Raw genomic sequence first — 17,638 nt, 5'->3', positions numbered from 1 at the left:
GACAAATTGCCTACCTTCATTTTGGTGCGTTGGCAGGACCGTAGGGAGGCCAGAGCATGAGACTTTAGTCCGAAATCTAGTCAGACCATTGAACCGAAACTCCTAGACGATCTTCCGATGTGGCGCGTGTGCCAAAACGCTAGAATCGCATCACCAATCAACACAGGAGAACTAAAATGACACGTTCAAGGTTACTTCTCTCTACATCTCTCTGCCTTGTATTTTCGATTCCGGCCTATGGTGCCGAAACGTTTGGACAGATTGACACCAACAATGACGGTTCGCTGAGCCGCAATGAACTCGCATCTGCGTTCGGCACAAGTGGCGCAGATCGTGTTTTGGGTCGATCCGACGGAAACAATGACGGCAGAGTGAGCCTGGCCGAAGCGCGCTCATCCAGCGATGGGAATGAGAGCGATGATGAGGACGACGACGACGAAAGCGATGACGGCGAATCCAACAGCGGTGGCCATAATGAGAGTGATGACGACGGCAGCGAAAGCGACGACAGCGGTGAAAGCAGCGACGGTGGCGAAAGCGATGACGGTGGTGAAAGCAACGACGGTGGCGAAAGCGACGACGGTGGTGAAGGCGATGACGGTGGCGAGAGTGGCGACGACGGTGGCGAAGGTGGCGAAAGCGACGACTAAGGACCGCCCTAATAGCGACTTTGTAACGTGAAAGACTATGGCTGGTTTCGAGTAGATTCCAGCCAGATCACGTTTGCATTCGACAATTCGTCGGCGTTCGCCTCCGAAAAAACGATGCTGGAATTCACTCTTCAGGAAGCAATATGATCTCAGAAACAAAGTTTGAAAAACTCTTCTCTTCACCACTCTTTCGATACAACGTGGCCAATCATGGATCGCTCAGCGCTGCACTTCTGAAGGAAGGCGCTATCATGCGCCACGAGGATGAGGGTGTCACAAAATCAAACCGGCTTGGGTGGCATTCGACCGGCAACCTGTTCTCGCGGGACTCTGATTGCATTGTTGAACTGCGCGTAGCTGCCGAAATGTCTGTGCTCAGTGCAACTCGAAAAATGACCAAGAAAGTTGACCCCGAAACACTCAAGCTGAAACTGTTCGGCTGGATGAACGTCAATCCCCTGAACGGCTACAACGCCCCTCACACTCACCCGGGCGCGCATTGGTCGGGGGTCTACTACGTTTCCCAGCCAGACACGGATGACGGCGACTCTGGCATGATCGAATTTGTCGCCCCACGGGTGGATCTGCCACATTGGGAATTACTGCAAACCAGCGCCTTTCGGCTAAAACGCCGGATCAGGCCAGCTGCAGGTGAAATAATCCTGTTCCCATCTTACCTGTTGCACTGGGTCTACCCGAACGAGATGGATGAGGACCGGGTCACGGTCGCGTTCAACGCAACCTTCCGCAAATAGGTCAATTCTGATGGACTTTTGCCAACCGTGCTGGAGACAGAATCCGGACCTGCCTATGCCGGGACCAAAGTCCGTTGGAAAATAGGCTGGACTCCCTATAGTTATCTCCACCGGAATTGAGTGATGTAAGGCCATGAAGCCGCTAGCGACGACAAAACTGTTATTGATGACTTCGGTCTTCGCGATCTTTCCGTATCGTTTGGAAACAGACCTTGCGGGGAAGCTCACGCTTGTCGCGTCTCTCGCTCATGCCGAGAGCGGCTCTGGAAGTGATGGTGACGGTGGGGATGATGGCGAAGGTGGCGACGATGGGGACGGTGGCGAGGGCGGTGACGACGGGGACGGCGGCGAAGGCGGAGACGATGGGGACAGTGGCGAGGGCGGTGATGATAGGGACGATGGCGAGGGCGGAGACGATGGCGAAGACGGGGATGATGGAGACGACGGTGAAGACGGAGATGATGGGGACGATGGCGAGGACGGGGATGATGAAGACGACGGCGAAGGTGAACGCAAAGCGCCGCGAGCGGTCAAAGCTCAAAAGCTTGGGAATGGCGCGCGCATTTTTTTCAGCGATGGGACCCGTGAGGAAATCCGAAACGGCCAATATGTTCGTTTAGATCGCAATGGACGTGTTCTGGAAAGAAGGCGTGCGCAAAGTAGCGATCTGGCGCGGGCGCGCGCCCTGATTGGCGGACAAGGTACAAAAGTTGAGACTGCGCCATCTGGTGTGAAATCACGTGCGGTCAAAGCCACCTATCGCGGAAACAACGTCGAGATATTATATGCAAATGGTTGGCGTGAGGAGATATCTTCAGGCCGATACATTTTGACGGATCAGTATGGCAGAACCGTCGCCTCACGCAGCGCGACGCAAAAGGATCGAAATCGGCTGAATCGCTTTCGCAACAAATAGGCGATAGTGACCGAACCCGTCACTTGTTCCAGGCGTCGTGGGCGATCAATGCAGCCTCTACCCTGTTGCGGGCGTGAAGTTTGCTCAGAATGACAGTCATATAGTGCTTCACCGTCTTCTCTTGAAGGTTGAGTGCATCGGCAACCTCCCGATTGCTTTGACCCGTTGCGACCAAACGCAGAATTTCTTCTTCCCTCTTAGTGAGTTCGTCTATCGGGTTGTGAGTATTCGCCTTTGGGGCCTGCATAATTTTCAGGACCTGTGCTGCAAGCCCAGGGGAGACATGTGCTTCGCCTTTGGCAATCCCTTTCAGAACCCGCCGTAATTCATCTGCTGAGACGCCTTTGAGAACGTAGCCTATTGCACCTACCTGGAGGGCATTGGTCACATCCGTGTCGTCTTCTGACACTGTCAGCATTGCCACGTGTCCTGCGAGTTTTTCAGCGACGATCACCTTCGCCGCGTTGATCCCATTTCCCGGCATCGACAAATCCAAAAGGGCCACATCTGGCGTGTGCCTTCGCGCAATTTCTATGGCTTCTTGTGCCGTTGCTCCGGTGCCTACAACATCAAATTCTCCAGTTTCAGAGACGCTTTGTACCAACCCATCTCTAAAAATCGGGTGGTCATCCGCTACAATCATCGTAATGGTCATGCTGTTTCCTCAGTATCTATCTCAAGGGTTAGGACGGTTCCCTTCCCAATGTTGCTTTCAATCGTCAATGAGCCACCAATGCTCTCCACCCTATCTTTCAGGCCGATCAGACCCTGCCCGCCATGTGCGTCGAGTTGGATCGGATCACGGACATTAAATCCTTCACCGGCGTCCTCAATATTGATCCGTACACACTCGGGCATACCGGTTACCGTGACGACAGCGGTTTCGACTTTCCCATGTCTGAAAGCGTTGGACAGCCCCTCTTGCAGGAAACGATATATGCACAGTTTTTCAGCGTAGCTCAGTGTTTTTGGCTCTGATCCTTCGAATTTCAGGTCTACGCTATACCCCGATTGCGCTTCCCGCTCGGTAACCGCGCGCCGGACAAGCCCTGCAACATCAAGCTCTTCAAGTTCGGGCAAAGCCAGTCCTCGCGAGATGGCGCGGATTTCTTCCAAGGCTTTGTTCAGAGAGGTGCGGATTTCTTTGCGAGCGTCGGGTGCCCCCTCTTTTTCGAAGGCAGAGTCGAGCCTCAAAGCGGCAAACGAAAGGTGCTGCGCGGGCCCATCATGAAGGTCAGATCCGACGCGCCGTATCGTTTGTTCGGTCTGCGCTGTTGCGCGCTGGTTTGCCGTGATCGCACGCTTTCGTAGAGTGTCATTTTGGATTGCAAGTCTCTCAGAGGCCGCCAACTGGGCCTTTAGTTCTGCACGCTGAACTTCAATCGTGCGTCCGCCCGCCTTGACGATACCAATAAGGAGCAACCCGCTAAGCGCAAACGCAGAACCAACCACCATCCAAGTCGTGCGTTGTGCATCCGACAATTCGATCTGTAAGGCGTCAGCGCGTTCGTAGAATTCGGCAACGGCAATGATCTCACCACTAAAGACCTCGTGAATTGGACTGTAAACTTCCAGCAAGGGCACCCCAAGCGAAGCTTCAGACGCGTCTTCAGGATCATTTAGATCTTCAAATGACGCTGAAACCTTCCCCTGCCAGGCTGCACGAAGATCATCGGAAGGATCAAATTTCTGACCGGCGAGCAACGGATCTGAGGCATGGACGATCAAGCCGCCCTTTTTCCATATTTTGTAGGATACTATTCGACCACTCAGAGCCGAGCTGGAGAATATCTCTTCCATCGCTTGTTGCGCAGGGTCCGAGAGTTCGGTGCCATCAGCCAGATCTTGTGTGATAGGCGAGATAAAACTCTCAACATAGTTTGCAGCAGTGATTCCGAAATTCTGTACTGCTGCCTGCTCAATTCTATGTGAGACCCATGATCCCACGGCTACCAATGCAACAAGCATGACAGTTCCTCCAGCCAAGATGAATTGACTGGGCAACGATAAGCGCTTCCAAAATTGTGACACTGAATTTTGGCTCATCCGGATACTCTAACCGTCGCGACCAGAACCGGAAGGGACTTTCGTCTGAGTTCGTATCATGAGCAAACAAAAAGAAATCCTATGGGGATCAGGTTCGAGTGGAGATTTTGGCGCGTCGGCGTGTTTCGCTTTATGCGCATGTGCTAATCAAGGCAGAACCCCTGTTCGATCACATCTCCCGGTTCGTCACATCCCGGGATTTCGGAACCCGAAGTGTTTTCCGATGTGGCGGAGGGCAAAGGTTGCCGATTCCCAAGGCCGCCATTTGCATCATGTGTTTCCTGTTCGTGGATTTGGCATGCCAAATCAAACTGCCCGTTATTTGTTGGAGCCGTTATCCCAACGCAGATAACCGCAGCCGGTTTCGCGATGTCGATGCCTTGTGAATTTGCGCTTACCGAAGTGGATATCGCGCATAACACAATCGCAAAAAGTAGATGTTCGTACTGCATGAAAGTCTCCCTTGTTGTGAATGAACTCGGGAAAACCATTAGTGAATGGATGACCTTTCGAAACCCGCCAAAGTCGTGCGGTAAATCGGACTTCAGTCTGATGAAGCTAGGGACGTTGGTCTGCCTGCCGCCTCTGGATCCAGGTCAATTGTCAACAGCAAGACTTGCCTTCTTGGATCGGTGGACATGGCACGGTCGCGTATGAACAATAAACGCAACAGTGGCCTTCCAATGGCTTCAACACCGCCTGACAAGACTTACATTCGTAGAACCACTGACAAGCATCTGTCGGCATGGTTTCGGTCTCGACATGCCCACAAGACGGACAGATCAAAGTGGATTCCAAGACTACTTTTGTTTCTTCTGTCGCCATAGAGCGTACCCCGTCAATATGAGAAAGCCTGCCAAAACCGGCAATAGAACGGCATCATTGTATAGAACGCCGAGTAATCCGGTCAGGCCAATTGCCGTCAGTACGACCGGCAAGAGCGGTGTGAAGCAGCACAGGATCGCCAAGATCGTGCCGCCGATACCAAGTGCCAGTAATTTGTTCTTCATCGGGTCGATCTCCACAAATCCCACATGAACCGTTGCGCTGAGGCCTCCCAATAAGGCGACGACAGCGCGACCAAGAATGCAATACTTGCTAGAGATGCCCAGACGATAGCGGACCGCCTACGCGACACGCATGGTTTTGGCCGAACCACCCGATACCACGACCAGATCAGCGCAACTGCAACACCGAACAAGATGAACGCGCGATAAACGATAAAGGGGCCAAGCATCGTCAACCATGTGCCGCCAAGGCCCATGATCGATAGACCAATCGGCAACACGCAACATGACGCTGACAACACTGCCAAAACCGCCGCGAAGGGCATCAACATTCGCCCGACCAAGCTGGGTTCTATCGCTGTTTGTTCACTTGCATTCACATTCATTCTGCTCTTCTACTTCCTGTAGCGGCTACAGGAGAAAGAAAAATGTTCACGATTGGTAAGGCATCAGAGCGAAGCGGCGTGAATATAGAAACGATCCGGTACTATGAGCGGATCGGCGTTGTGCCAAAACCGGGTCGATCCGCAGGCGGGCGCAGGCTCTATTCACCCGACGAGATCGCAAAATTGAGATTTGTGCGCCGATGCCGTGACTTGGGTTTTCCTATCTCGGTCATCCAAACATTCCTGTCCTTGACGAAGCAAAGTAGTCGTTCATGCGGTGAGGTTAAAACCTTGGCGGAAAGCCATTTAGATGAGATCAACGCCAAGATCGAAAACCTGACACTTCTTCGCAAAGCACTTCTCAGCTTATCTGCTAACTGCGATGATGGGACAGCGGCGTGTCCTATGCTCGACGCTCTGATGAAAGATGGTTTTGGGGAATTGAGATCAGAGCAAAGCAGACCTTAGATCGACTTTCATGAACGGGAGGAATGTCCGCACGATTCGCTTTCCTATGTCATACAGCGAAATTACCGTTTAGGTGGGGCCGTTAGAGCTGTCCAGCAATGACCGCTTCCGTGACTTTAGCCGCATCGCAGCAAGAAATTTGCCGCGCATGCAAGGCAATGCTGCGTCAGCAACATACTCAAACACCAATGTCGGGAAAGTCCGCGTCTTACCCATTCGTGCGAGGTACAGCGAACGGCGATGTTTCCCGAACCGGCCGCTCGTGACCGGCTCAGCTAAGGTGCCTAGAGAGCCATACCGGAAGTGCTCCTGCGCAAACGCTAGCAAGTGCAGCAATTCAGGCGCCAAAATTGTTAGCTGCGCCGCAGAGAGAAAAGCGGGCATTCGTTGTAGGTGCAGCGAAATCACGATGGGCTATGACCGAGTTGTGGGACAAACTGACTTTTGATCTGGATTATTGATTGAAACCGACATTCCGGTCGCTGCGTGGCGGGATGCTCATCCTGGAATAAGCAGTCTACTGTCATGACCGCCTCAACATATACACACGCACCGTCGCTGTCCCGCACTCTCCAAGGGATCACCTGTGTGCTTACGGGCATGGTGCTGTTTGTCGGGCAGGACGTTCTAATGAAGGGTATGTTGACACACTACCCGGTGTGGATGCTGATCTTCAGCCGCTCCATCGTCGCTTTGATAACCTTGCTGCCGCTCGTCCTGTGGCTAGGTGCGCCGCATCGTATTTTGACCCCTCTTTGGCCTTGGTATCTAGCACGTGCCATGCTCTTTGCTTCAGGCTTCGCGATGTTCTATACCGCCTTTCCTTTTATGGGCCTTGCCGAGGTCACGACGCTGTTCTTCGCCGCACCCCTGATGACCGCGACTTTGGCAGCGCTGTTTCTGCAGGAGAAGGTTGGAATGCACCGCATTGCCGCACTGCTGGTAGGGTTTGCGGGCGTTGTCATCGCGATGAACCCCACAGGCGGAAACTTTGGCTGGATTTCGGCTCTTCCGCTTTTTTGCGCACTTACCTATGCAATCAGCCAAATCATTGTGCGAAAGATCGGAGAGCAGGACACATCGCTCGTCATCGGGCTATACACGATCTCTTTCTCGGGTTTTGTAATCGTTCCGATGGGATTTGTGGTTACGCAAATGATTGTGGTCTCGCCAGAACTAAACCATTTGCGCATGAGTTGGCCGGTGCCAAATGTCGAAGGCATCGCGATGCTGGCTTTACTGGGGGCAATCGGAACGGTGGCCTATACATTGGTCTCGCGTGCATATCAGATCGCCAGCGCGAGTGTGATCGCACCATTCGACTATAGTTACCTGCCTTTGGCAGCCATCCTCGCATACCTGCTGTGGGGGGAAGTCCCACCCCATACGACCTTCATTGGCATGGTACTGATCATAGTGAGCGGCATGTACACAGCCTATCGTGAGCTTCGGGTCAATCGCTCCGCAGACGACAACCCGCCCACGGCTCAGACGGTTTTTACCCCAGGCGCGCCTTCTATGGTATTGGCGGACGCGTTGGATGCTGAGGCCATGGAACTGGATGAGTTTGACAAGAAGTTACCTTAATCTACAAGCAGCCTCGGCTGATACTGGGTGAGCGAAGATACTGCTGAAAACGCGGCTCAACGGTCGAAAGCCAGAACTAGGAAGAACACCGTTTTTCCGACGTGCAGTTGCATACACAAAAATTACCTTGACAACTGACGGGCTCGTGCAAATCTCAATAAGTTGTTTCTGGAAAGGCTTGAAAACCACATGCAAGTAAGTGTTCGCGACAACAATGTTGATCAAGCTCTTCGGGTGTTGAAGAAAAAACTACAACGCGAAGGTGTATTCCGCGAAATGAAGCTGAAGGAACACTTCGAAAAACCTTCCGAGAAAAGGCTGCGGGAAAAAGGCGAAGCAATCCGCCGCGCCCGAAAACTTGCGCGAAAAAAACTGGATCGCGAAGGGTAGCTAGACGTCCCTTTGGCTAAAGTCGCGCAATAGCAACACAAATAACGGAACCCCAAGTGCAACAATCAACATGCGCAAGGGGATATGATCACACATGCAACGCACCCACTCACGGTGGCCCCATCAGGAATAGGTTGTCCCCAATCCCCTAAGGTGACGTGATCGGCGGCGGCCTACGTCGCTTGCCTGACAGAGCGTTTCCGGCGATCGCCGCAAGCAAAACCGCGCCGCCAGTCAATGTGTTGAGCGTGGCGGTTTCACCGATGAACAACCAGACCCATAACGGCCCAAGGAGCACTTCGGCCAGTGACAACAGCGCAAGTTCCGCAGCAGGAAGGCTGCGAGACCCCAGAGTATACAGGATCAACCCTGCGCCGACCTGAAACACCCCCATGCCCATTGCAATGCCACCATCCCGGACCGACAACACCAGAGACAATTCCAAAAACAGACAAATGCCGGACGTCACGATGATGCCGAACAATCCGGACAGAAACACCGACGGCAGCATTTCACCTGATTTTCCCCAACGCAGCGCCACAGTGAAGACCGCAAATCCAAAGGCGGACCCCAAGGCCGCCAGACTGCCCTTCAAGGCTACGCCTCCAGATTTATCTGCGACCATGATCGCGATACCGGCAATGGCAACGGCTATGGCCACCCAGGTGGCAGGGCGTACAGGTTCACGCAGAACAACCCATCCCAGAACTGCCGCCATAAAGGGTGCTGTTGCAAACAGAAGCATGGCGTTTGCTACAGATGTCGCCTGGATTGCATATATCCCTCCGGAATAAGCAGCCACCAGTGACAGCCCTGCGATCACTGCTGGGAACCCGGTGCGGCGGATCTGGGCAAAGGGGCTTTCACCAGAGCGCATGCGAATGAACACATAAAGCAGAAGTGACAGGCTGGCCGATCGGTAAAGTAATATCTGCCACACAACCGCGTCTTCGATCAGCCGTATTCCAAGCCCGACGGTCGACCAAAGCACACCAGCAGTAAAGACAAACAGGACACCGAACCGGTGCCCGTCAGTGCCGAGTGACGGTTGGTTCATGACAGTCATTTGGTCTCCGAAAGACATTTCTTTCTCATTGCTAGCGATGCGGCTGTCGCTTTGGCCTTCCGTTTGCGACACCGAAGCTGTTCGTGGTACATAGATGCCAAGGAATGGCCTCTGACCAGCACCTTCTGCCAACGCCGCGAATTGGTACTTCGTCCCGCGTCTTGCCAGTTCAAGCTCTACGCAGAGAACGGCACCCGTTTTCGGACCAACCGTTCGTAGATGGTGCGGCGAAGGTGTCAGGAGAGCCCAAAGCAGAAGTGACAGATTTGTGCTGCGTGCGCTTGCAGCGCGGAAATTGCTGCAACTGCGTAAATTTCTGCGCCGCCATGCGGCGGGAAAACCGGTCATTCATGGCTGCCGCAGCGGGAACGGAGGGCACTGCAAGCTCCGATGCGGAAACTTGGCTCTTCCGCTTTGCTTTTCTGACCTTCCAATCAAGGCTCTTGACCTGATCAGCAAGCGCTGCACTGGTTTGTGAGCCTTTGATGACCACTTCGAACGGATATCCTTTTATCTGGGTTGTCATCGGACAACAGAGCATAAAGGCAATCTTTTTGTACTTCGCCGGGCTCAAGACGAGCGCCGGACGATGTACGGCTTGCTCGTGTCCCGCTTGTGGATTGAACTGCAGCCAGACGATGTCGCTGGCCTCTGGAATGTAGGCCATATCAGAACGTTTCTCGGCCTAATGGTTCACCGGTTTCGATTGCTTCGTGGGTGTTTTCGCTGGTGATGCCATCCAACAAATCGTCCAGCAAAAACTCTGGCGATTGATCCGGCTCGATATTGATACGTCCGTTTTCTTCGCGTATATCGACCGGTGTGTCGAGCGACAGCTTCGCGGCCTGCATAATCGCCGCAGGTATTCGCACCGAGGCACTGTTGCCCCATTTTTTTACAACAACACGCATCTGTTATCCTCAGATTGGACTCAAGATATGGGAGTAATGCAAGACTGTATCAACATTGTTGATACACTCAGTGTTGTCATTATAATAAGCACTGACCTACTTGGCTTCTGATTTCTACCAAAACGAAAGACACTCCAAGTGCTACGCTTGCATCACGGACGGCCCGCCGTAAAATTAATCGAACCAGTTAAGCCAAACATTCCCCTGGTTTAAACGGCCAGTGGTCTTAAATACCCTGACGATGGACAACCAAAGGTTGTTAAACTATCTACACCATCGGTGATGTCGAAAGCTTGGATCACCCCGCTAAATTACGGAAATTTTTAAATTTGAAATTGAGTTTTGCGAAGACCGCAGGTGTTTTGAAAACTCAACAGGATGAATGGGTTTGAGATTTTTCACAAAGTACTGCCCCGGATGTACAGCAGAATTCTGCAATCGCGCATTCTTCAATGAGACTTCACGGTGGTTATCCTTCACGATTTTTACAACTTTCAATACCTGCGCGAGAACAACGTGTCCGTCTTGCCTAAGGCGCGCCCAAAACTCGAATTTCGTGCCATAGGTTGCTTCAGCTTCCCTGACATAAGCCGCTTCAATTTCTGCAATGACCTGTGTGACAGGTATGCCGGATTTATTCGACTTTTTGCGGGCAAACGCCAACAGAGCGCCGGGGTTTTGGGCATCAAACGCCCCGTCCACCCTAAGAACTGGATCCGGTGTCATGCTGCCAACTCCAATGCCGGCTTTTGATTTTTGGTCAGACGCATGCACAGCTCGTTAATATCCCGTGTGCGTGAATGAAACGGGCGCGCGGTTTTTGGGCGCACGTGGGGGATATTCAATTCCGGGAACAGACTACGAAGTTCCTGGCGGGCCTCCGGTGACAGCGCCAAAAGAGCTTGCGGCCCAAGATAGAGAGATTCAGACAAGGCCCCTTCGGCACAAACAATGGCATGTTGATCCAAGGCGAAGTGAAAATACTCGACCCCATCTGCGGTCTCCATTACTTCGACACCCGGCAAAGAAGTGAGCTTTTTGGCCGGAATCAAAGTCTCGTAATCCCCGAGCACCCTTTGTGACACCTTGGACCGCACCAACATCCGATGCTGAGGCGAAACCAGAAGATCACGCAGCGGGACACCCGGGCCCAAAGCATTTGCGCGGATCAGAATAGGTCTCAACTCCGGCTTGGCCGCCAGATTGCGACAAGACAGTTTTTTGGACCCGATCCATTTGATGGGCTGTGCGGGACCATCTGCCACAGTGACAAGATCGCCAACCCTGAGGTCTTCGATGTGCCTGTCGCCCTGGGGGGTCGCAATCTTTGTGCCCGACGCATAGCAAACCATCAGTGATACGTTATCAAGGACAGTACCCAAGGCATTGTTCGTGCCCTGTTCAATGAAGGCAATTGAATATGTCCCTTCGGGCCCGAATGACACGGGGAACGTAAAGGTGGTGAAACTGCCGGAGGTTGCTGGTGCTACAGTTTGGCTGAAAATCAACTGCCCGCTGGGATTTGTGATCTGCACATACACATTGTCCATCGCCGCCGCGGTATTGCGCCCGCCAATGTCAAAGCTAAGCTCACCGTTTCGGTCGTCACCACTGACAAAGAAATCCTGCTGCAAGGTGGTCGATTGGCCGGCAAATCCGTCAAGTTCAACGACAGAGTTGGTTGTAGAACCGCCCGCAAAATAAAAGTTTTCGTCACCGACTTCGATGTCGTTGCCAAACCATGCGCCGTAATTGTTTACATTGACGAAGCCGCCAGAGTAACCTGGACTTTCAAAGTCGCCGTTTACGATCAACTCTTCCAATGTTTCTAACCTTTTACATATTGACCTTGAAACCGTGTTAACTATTTTAAGTGTTCAAATTTTGACAAATTTGTGTAGTTTGAAACCACAAAGCAAATTCACACCTGTTGGTGCCGCACCGTTCAAAGCGGACCGCTCTGTGGAGATCAAAGTCTTGATTGGAGCGGTGACCTTTAGGATAGAACAGTGCACCTCATAACGCAGGAACCACCTACCAAAGAAACTGCGTCGTGAAAGATGGGCCGACGGCGCGGGTGCTGACTGTCCTCGACATTGTGTGTCTGTCGGGTCCAGTCACGTTGTCGCAAGTCACCGAGCAATGTTCCTTTAGCCGCGCTGCGGTCTGGCGAGCGCTGGCAGCTTTGCGGGCGTCGGGTTGGATCAGGATGCGGTTGGGCGACAACGCCTTTGTCGCAACCCATGACAAGGTCGCCCAGTTGATCAACGGGTCAAGCAGCTTTGAAAATGCGCAACCAATTGCACAGACCATGCTCGATTTAGAACACACCTTTGATGCACATGTCTGCTTGGCTGGGTTTACACACCGAGACACTTTTGAAGTTTTTGAAAGTACGAACAAAGCCGACTATCAAAGGAACGATCTATCACTGCTTGACGACAGCATGGCGCGCGCGGCGCAGCTTAGTTTGAAAAAGACGGACATCACCCGAATTCTGCGTGCCTATGCATTGATGTGCACTCCGAGCGAGCGGTTAAGAATTGTGGCGGGCCACCACAGTGATACGCTGGATCGTATCCGCAAAAAAGGACCAATCATTAAAGCCGACGAGGCCAGTATATGCCTCGCCGTTACCTTGAACAGCCAGCCAGGTTTCAGCCTTCGGCTGCGCTCCAAAAAGGGTGCGACTTTGGACGTTGATTCTATTTTTAGCAGGATAGAATCCAATTTGAACGGTACCAACATAGCGCTTTTTCACGTTTGAGCTTCTCTAATTCACGCCACGGTAGATTTCCCTGCAAAACATTAGGGGGAATTTGGAAACACTCTGTTCAGAAAGCAGGAAACTTGACGGTGCAGATCATTCGCATTTTACATGGATTCAAAAACGCTCAAATTTTTGGCATCGCCTTCAAAATATACAAAGTAACTGGTAAACGCTCGGCCCTTCCCTCGCCAAAATTCCACCGCCCCTCTGTCAGATGCTGGTTAACATTTTGACACAATCACGGCAAATTTCAAAATTCCATCTCACTCAGCGAAATGCGCCTCTTGCGGGTTGTTAAGGTTTTGTACAGCATGAGAGCCGGACGTGGGGGCGTCTAGTATGGAACGGGTGATTACCTTGAAAAAAGTTGAGTACGCAAAGATGCCGTTTGCTGCATCGCTTATGCCGCGCGGAGGCAGGGCTAACGCTATAACTGTGATCTCTGCGAAGTCGGCAGATCGAGCCTGCATGCGTGCAACCCTAGCTTAATGCGCTCATCCGACGCGTATCTCGACTGCTCGACCGGAACATTTCGACATACGGTAAGTGGCGCGTTCCCCCCTTAACATACAGTTGCCTCAGCAACATCAATTTCACGAGTTTCGGCCGATAAGCCGATGGAGAAAGGACTAAAATCATGGCTAATTTGACTGGCTCAGGCCGCAACGAAGATATCGAGGGTGGTATCGGCAGCGATATTCTCAACGGCGGCAGCGGTAACGATGTCATCACCGGTGATAATATTGTAGCGAACGGTTCCTTTGAAGGAAACGACCTGGCTTCGGGTTTCGAGGGCGGCCTTCCGGCAGGATGGACCAGCGCCACGACCGACAGCACGGGCCAGTTTATCCCGACGAACATCAATACTGATGGCGCTGCTCAGTATATGAACCCGCTAAATTTCAATAACTATATTAGCCAAGATACAGGCGCGACCTACGACCCAACGCAGTCTTACACTATGACAGTCGACGTAGGCTCTGCGACGACTCAGCTGAGCAGTTTTGGTTTTGCCATTTTTGTCAAAGATGCATCTGGCAACCTGACACAGATTGCCTCCGTTCAAAATGAATTTAACGGCCCCCTTGACATGACGCCAGTCAGCATCACGGCACCAGCCGGGGCCGCAGCTGGCGGCGAAATTGTCGTACGTCTGTATTCGGGTCAAGCGGTCTATGCGCCAGGTCAGGTCCTGTATGACAATGTGACTGTGACAACAGTGAGCCCCACAGGCGATACGCAAAACAGCAGCACGTCCGATGCGGGCGGTGCGGATGTTATCGACGCAGGTGCGGGCGATGACGTCGTGCGTGCAGGCGCGGGAAACGATACTGTTCTGGGTGGAACTGGTCGTGACAACATTACGCTGGGCACCGGCAATGATGAAGCTGATGGTGGCTCCGGTAACGACACGATCGCAGGTGACGCCGGCGACGACAACATATCTGGCGGTATTGGTAATGACTTCCTTAGTGGCGGTTCGGACAACGATACCCTTGCTGGTGGTGATGGCTCCGACACACTTGACGGCGGCACTGGCAACGACAGCATTGAAGGCGGCGCGGACAATGACACGCTGGTCGGTGGCGCGGACGATGATACCGTCGAAGGCGGCTCAGGAGATGATGTCATCTATGGTGACAGTGGGGCAGATACACCGGGCAACCTTCTGATCAACGGCAGCCTTGAAGCCGGCACTCCAAATGGAACTTTCAACGCTGCTGCATCCATTGATGGGTGGTCCAACGGTAACGGCGGTACGCTGGAATCATGGGGCAACGGATATGAGGATCCGGCAAGGCCCGGATCTGTGAGCGCAGACACTGGCAGCAACTTTGTTGAACTGGACGTCTTTGGATCTTCTGCGGGAAGGGACAGGCTTGAGCAGACTGTCGATACGGTCGACGGCCAAACGTATGATCTGAGCTTCGTTGCGCAGCAGCGTCCTTCCAGCGATGCTGAATCAATCGATGTCTACTGGGACAACCAATATGTCGCGACAGTTACACCTGCCGCCGGTGAATGGAGCGAATTCAACCTACAGGTCGTCGGCGACGGTGGCCCCCAAACGCTGAGCTTCCGCGAAACCGGCGACAACAACGCATATGGTCCACTGCTTGATACGGTTTCGTTAGTAGCAGCCGGCCCCGATGAGTCCACTGGTGACGACGCGTTGGATGGTGGCGAAGGCGACGACACGATCTTTGGCGGTGGCGGCGACGACACCATCGAGGGCGGTGCCGACAGTGACGCAATGTCCGGCCAGGACGGCAACGACACATTTGTCGTCTCAAGCGCAGAAGACGGCGCGGGTGATGTGATCGACGGGGGCAATGGCCCTGACGAAAACACAGACCTTGATGTTCTGGACCTGCGCGGCGCGGGCGATGTCACGATAGTGCAAGCCGAGGATCCAAACGATGCGGGTGCGACGGCTGGTACGGTCACCTTTGCGGACGGCACTTCGCTGACCTTCGAAGGGATCGAACAAATCATTACAGACCCTCAAGATGTAGCACCAGTTGCTGTAGATGATGTCGCGGATGTCGACGAGGATGGCACAGTCACTATCGACGTTGTGGCCAATGATACAGATGCAAATGGCGATCCGCTGACCGTGGCAGATGCCACCGTGCCTGCCGATCAGGGCACTGTCGAAGTTGTGGGCAACGAGGTTGTCTTCACGCCGGCGCCTGACTTCAACGGCGATGCAACGATCACCTACACGGTTGAAGACCCTGCCGGGAACACCGACACAGGCGAGGTCGCTGTCACCGTAGCCCCCGTCAACGACGCCCCAGTGGCAGTGGACGACAGCGACAGCACACCTGAGGACACCCCCGTGACCATCGACGTTGTTGCCAACGACACCGACGTGGACGGCGATCCGCTGACTGTGACAGGTGCAACTGTGCCTGCCGATCAGGGTATCGTTGAAGTTGTGGGCAACGAAGTTGTCTTCACGCCTGCACCGGACTTCACCGGCGACGCAACGATCACCTACACTGTCGAGGACCCCGACGGTCTGACTGACACAGGCACGGTAACTGTTGACGTGGCGCCTGTCGCTGACGCACCAACCGCTGTTGACGATGTTGCCACCACGGACGAAGACACACCCGTGACCATCGACGTTGTCGGCAACGACACCGATCCAGATGACGATCCGCTGACCGTGACAGGTGCAACTGTGCCTGCCGATCAGGGCACTGTCGGAGTTGTGGGCAACGAAGTTGTCTTCACGCCAGCGCCTGACTTCAACGGCGACGCAACGATCACCTACACGGTTGAAGACCCTGCCGGGAACACCGACACAGGCGAGGTCGCTGTGACCGTAGCCCCCGTCAACGACGCCCCCGTGGCAGTTGACGACAGCGATGACACAGCGTTTGAGACACCGGTGACCATTGATGTGCTGGGCAACGACAGTGATGTGGACGGTGATGATTTGACCGTGACCGCCGCAACTGCGCCCAACGGTACAGTTGTTATCAACGGCGACGGCACGCTGGAATATACGCCAGACGCTGGTTTTGATGGTGTTGATACGATTTCTTACACGATAGCGGACGAAGATGGCCTCACGGACACAGCCGAAGTTGCCGTGACCGTAGCACCGGAAGTTGATGTCGCACCCGACGCCAACCCTGATGTTGCAGAGACAGATGAAGAAACTGCTGTCTCCATCGATGTGCTGGATAACGACACTGATCCGAATGGCGATCCGCTGACTGTAACATCCGCGTCAGCGCCAAACGGCATCGTGGACATCAACCCCGATGGCACACTGAGCTATGAGCCTGACGTTGGCTTTACCGGGGAAGACACGATCACCTACACGGTCGAAGACCCTGACGGGAATTCTGACACATCAACCGTGACTGTTACGGTCAATGCGAACGACGCGAATGAGGTACCTGTTGCGGTTGACGATACCTATGACTTCGACATCGACGGCTATGGTGGTGGCAACATCCGTCTGAGCGACAGTGCTACGGACCTGTTGAGCAACGACAGTGATCCCGAAGGTGATCCGCTGAGCGTTGTTGCAGCCCAAGGCGAGACGTCTTTGGTCAATACCTGGGTGGACGCTGACGCCGGTGGCCAGATCCGCATCAGCCCGACAGGCGCCGTGCGCTTCCGCGACCCCGATGGCGATTTTGCAAACGTGCCGGACGGGGAAGTCGTGTCGACGTCGATCACCTACTCTGTCGCAGACGAAAACGGTGGCACTGCCGAGGCGACGATTACGGTCAACGTGACAGGCGCCACCGTACTCGAAGACCAGAACCCCAATGCGGTTGACGACGTAGCCTCTGTGGATGCAGGTGAAACTGCGGTCATCCCTGTGCTTGCCAACGACACCGACCCACAAGGGCAGCCGTTGACGGTGACACTGGCCGACGCACCAAACGGCATTGTCGACATCAACCCCGACGGCACGCTGAGCTACGAACCTGACGAAGGGTTCCTCGGCGAAGACACGATCACCTACACCGTCACGGATCCCGACGGGAACACCGACACGGCTGAGGTGACAGTGACTGTTGCCGAAGGTGATCAAGCACCAGTGACCGCGCCGGACACAGCAGATGTGGATGAGGACGACACCGTCACCATCGACGTGCTGGGCAACGACACTGATCCGAACGGCGATCCGCTGACGGTAACTGAGGCCACTGCGCC

Annotated in this window: 18 protein-coding genes; 9 read left to right on the top strand and 9 right to left on the bottom strand. The window is 53.8% G+C overall.

All coding sequences use genetic code 11. The features are described 5' to 3' along the window. Positions 1–176: 176 nt before the first annotated feature. From OS190_RS19810 to OS190_RS19800, 3 genes are all read left to right on the top strand, one after another. On the top strand, positions 177–650 hold the full coding sequence (locus OS190_RS19810; RefSeq protein ID WP_267160437.1) for an EF-hand domain-containing protein: 474 nt from the start codon (positions 177–179) through the stop codon (positions 648–650). A 143-nt stretch (positions 651–793) separates the two neighbouring features. Then, positions 794–1,405 carry a TIGR02466 family protein gene (locus tag OS190_RS19805; RefSeq protein ID WP_267160436.1) on the top strand — a complete coding sequence of 204 codons (612 nt, stop codon included), beginning with the start codon at positions 794–796 and terminating at the stop codon, positions 1,403–1,405. Between the two features lie 133 nt (positions 1,406–1,538). Continuing rightward, positions 1,539–2,321, top strand: a complete 783-nt coding sequence (locus OS190_RS19800) for a hypothetical protein (RefSeq protein WP_267160435.1) — start codon at positions 1,539–1,541, stop codon at positions 2,319–2,321. A gap of 19 nt (positions 2,322–2,340) precedes the next feature. Here the strand turns inward: OS190_RS19800 and OS190_RS19795 are convergent, their stop codons facing one another. The 4 genes from OS190_RS19795 to merF all read right to left on the bottom strand — a co-directional run bounded on the left by OS190_RS19795 (position 2,341) and on the right by merF (position 5,377). Continuing rightward, on the bottom strand, positions 2,341–2,976 hold the full coding sequence (locus tag OS190_RS19795; protein WP_267160434.1) for a response regulator: 636 nt from the start codon (positions 2,974–2,976) through the stop codon (positions 2,341–2,343). Beyond that, positions 2,973–4,289: a sensor histidine kinase gene (locus OS190_RS19790; RefSeq protein ID WP_267160433.1), complete on the bottom strand. Its 1,317-nt coding sequence runs from the start codon at positions 4,287–4,289 to the stop codon at positions 2,973–2,975. The genes OS190_RS19795 and OS190_RS19790 overlap by 4 nt, the downstream gene beginning before the upstream one ends. A 681-nt stretch (positions 4,290–4,970) precedes the next feature. Beyond that, positions 4,971–5,192 (bottom strand): GDCCVxC domain-containing (seleno)protein, encoded by a 222-nt coding sequence (locus OS190_RS19785; protein WP_267160432.1) that lies wholly within the window; start codon positions 5,190–5,192, stop codon positions 4,971–4,973. Then, positions 5,168–5,377 (bottom strand): mercury resistance system transport protein MerF, encoded by a 210-nt coding sequence (merF, locus tag OS190_RS19780; RefSeq protein WP_267160431.1) that lies wholly within the window; start codon positions 5,375–5,377, stop codon positions 5,168–5,170. Before merF ends, OS190_RS19785 begins: the two co-directional genes overlap by 25 nt. A gap of 252 nt (positions 5,378–5,629) precedes the next feature. Here merF and OS190_RS19775 point away from each other — a divergent pair, with 252 nt between their 5' ends. From OS190_RS19775 to rpsU, 4 genes are all read left to right on the top strand, one after another. Next, complete coding sequence (locus OS190_RS19775; protein ID WP_267160430.1) at positions 5,630–5,782, top strand: hypothetical protein; 153 nt, start codon at positions 5,630–5,632, stop codon at positions 5,780–5,782. A 20-nt stretch (positions 5,783–5,802) separates the two neighbouring features. Next, positions 5,803–6,228, top strand: coding sequence for a MerR family transcriptional regulator (locus OS190_RS19770; RefSeq protein ID WP_267160429.1), 426 nt, complete (start codon positions 5,803–5,805; stop codon positions 6,226–6,228). 525 nt (positions 6,229–6,753) lie between these two features. Next, complete coding sequence (locus OS190_RS19765) at positions 6,754–7,815, top strand: DMT family transporter (protein ID WP_267160428.1); 1,062 nt, start codon at positions 6,754–6,756, stop codon at positions 7,813–7,815. Positions 7,816–8,004: 189 nt separating this feature from the next. Continuing rightward, complete coding sequence (gene rpsU / locus OS190_RS19760) at positions 8,005–8,205, top strand: 30S ribosomal protein S21 (RefSeq protein ID WP_267160427.1); 201 nt, start codon at positions 8,005–8,007, stop codon at positions 8,203–8,205. Between the two features lie 148 nt (positions 8,206–8,353). Here rpsU and OS190_RS19755 read toward each other — a convergent pair whose 3' ends face one another. The 5 genes from OS190_RS19755 to OS190_RS19735 all read right to left on the bottom strand — a co-directional run bounded on the left by OS190_RS19755 (position 8,354) and on the right by OS190_RS19735 (position 12,005). Next, a complete protein-coding gene (locus tag OS190_RS19755; RefSeq protein ID WP_267160456.1) occupies positions 8,354–9,271 on the bottom strand; it encodes a DMT family transporter in 918 nt (305 codons plus the stop codon). A 169-nt stretch (positions 9,272–9,440) separates the two neighbouring features. After that, positions 9,441–9,938 (bottom strand): endoribonuclease MazF, encoded by a 498-nt coding sequence (gene mazF / locus OS190_RS19750; protein ID WP_267160426.1) that lies wholly within the window; start codon positions 9,936–9,938, stop codon positions 9,441–9,443. A 1-nt stretch (position 9,939) separates the two neighbouring features. Continuing rightward, positions 9,940–10,182 (bottom strand): AbrB/MazE/SpoVT family DNA-binding domain-containing protein, encoded by a 243-nt coding sequence (locus tag OS190_RS19745; RefSeq protein WP_267160425.1) that lies wholly within the window; start codon positions 10,180–10,182, stop codon positions 9,940–9,942. Positions 10,183–10,488: 306 nt separating this feature from the next. Next, positions 10,489–10,908 (bottom strand): NusA N-terminal domain-containing protein, encoded by a 420-nt coding sequence (locus OS190_RS19740; RefSeq protein ID WP_267160424.1) that lies wholly within the window; start codon positions 10,906–10,908, stop codon positions 10,489–10,491. After that, positions 10,905–12,005, bottom strand: a complete 1,101-nt coding sequence (locus tag OS190_RS19735) for a Hint domain-containing protein (RefSeq protein WP_267160423.1) — start codon at positions 12,003–12,005, stop codon at positions 10,905–10,907. Before OS190_RS19735 ends, OS190_RS19740 begins: the two co-directional genes overlap by 4 nt. Positions 12,006–12,397: 392 nt before the next feature. Between OS190_RS19735 and OS190_RS19730 the strand changes: the two genes are divergently transcribed. Both OS190_RS19730 and OS190_RS19725 read left to right on the top strand, forming a co-directional pair. After that, positions 12,398–12,949 carry a hypothetical protein gene (locus tag OS190_RS19730; protein ID WP_267160422.1) on the top strand — a complete coding sequence of 184 codons (552 nt, stop codon included), beginning with the start codon at positions 12,398–12,400 and terminating at the stop codon, positions 12,947–12,949. Positions 12,950–13,589: 640 nt separating this feature from the next. Then, the coding region (locus tag OS190_RS19725) for an Ig-like domain-containing protein (RefSeq protein ID WP_267160421.1) at positions 13,590–17,638 on the top strand (4,049 nt) is incomplete at its 3' end.

This window comes from Sulfitobacter sp. F26204, from assembly GCF_026410305.1.
Lineage (GTDB): Bacteria > Pseudomonadota > Alphaproteobacteria > Rhodobacterales > Rhodobacteraceae > Sulfitobacter.
The sequence above is the reverse complement of the archived record's forward strand: the minus strand, read 5'-3'. Positions and strand labels throughout refer to the sequence as shown.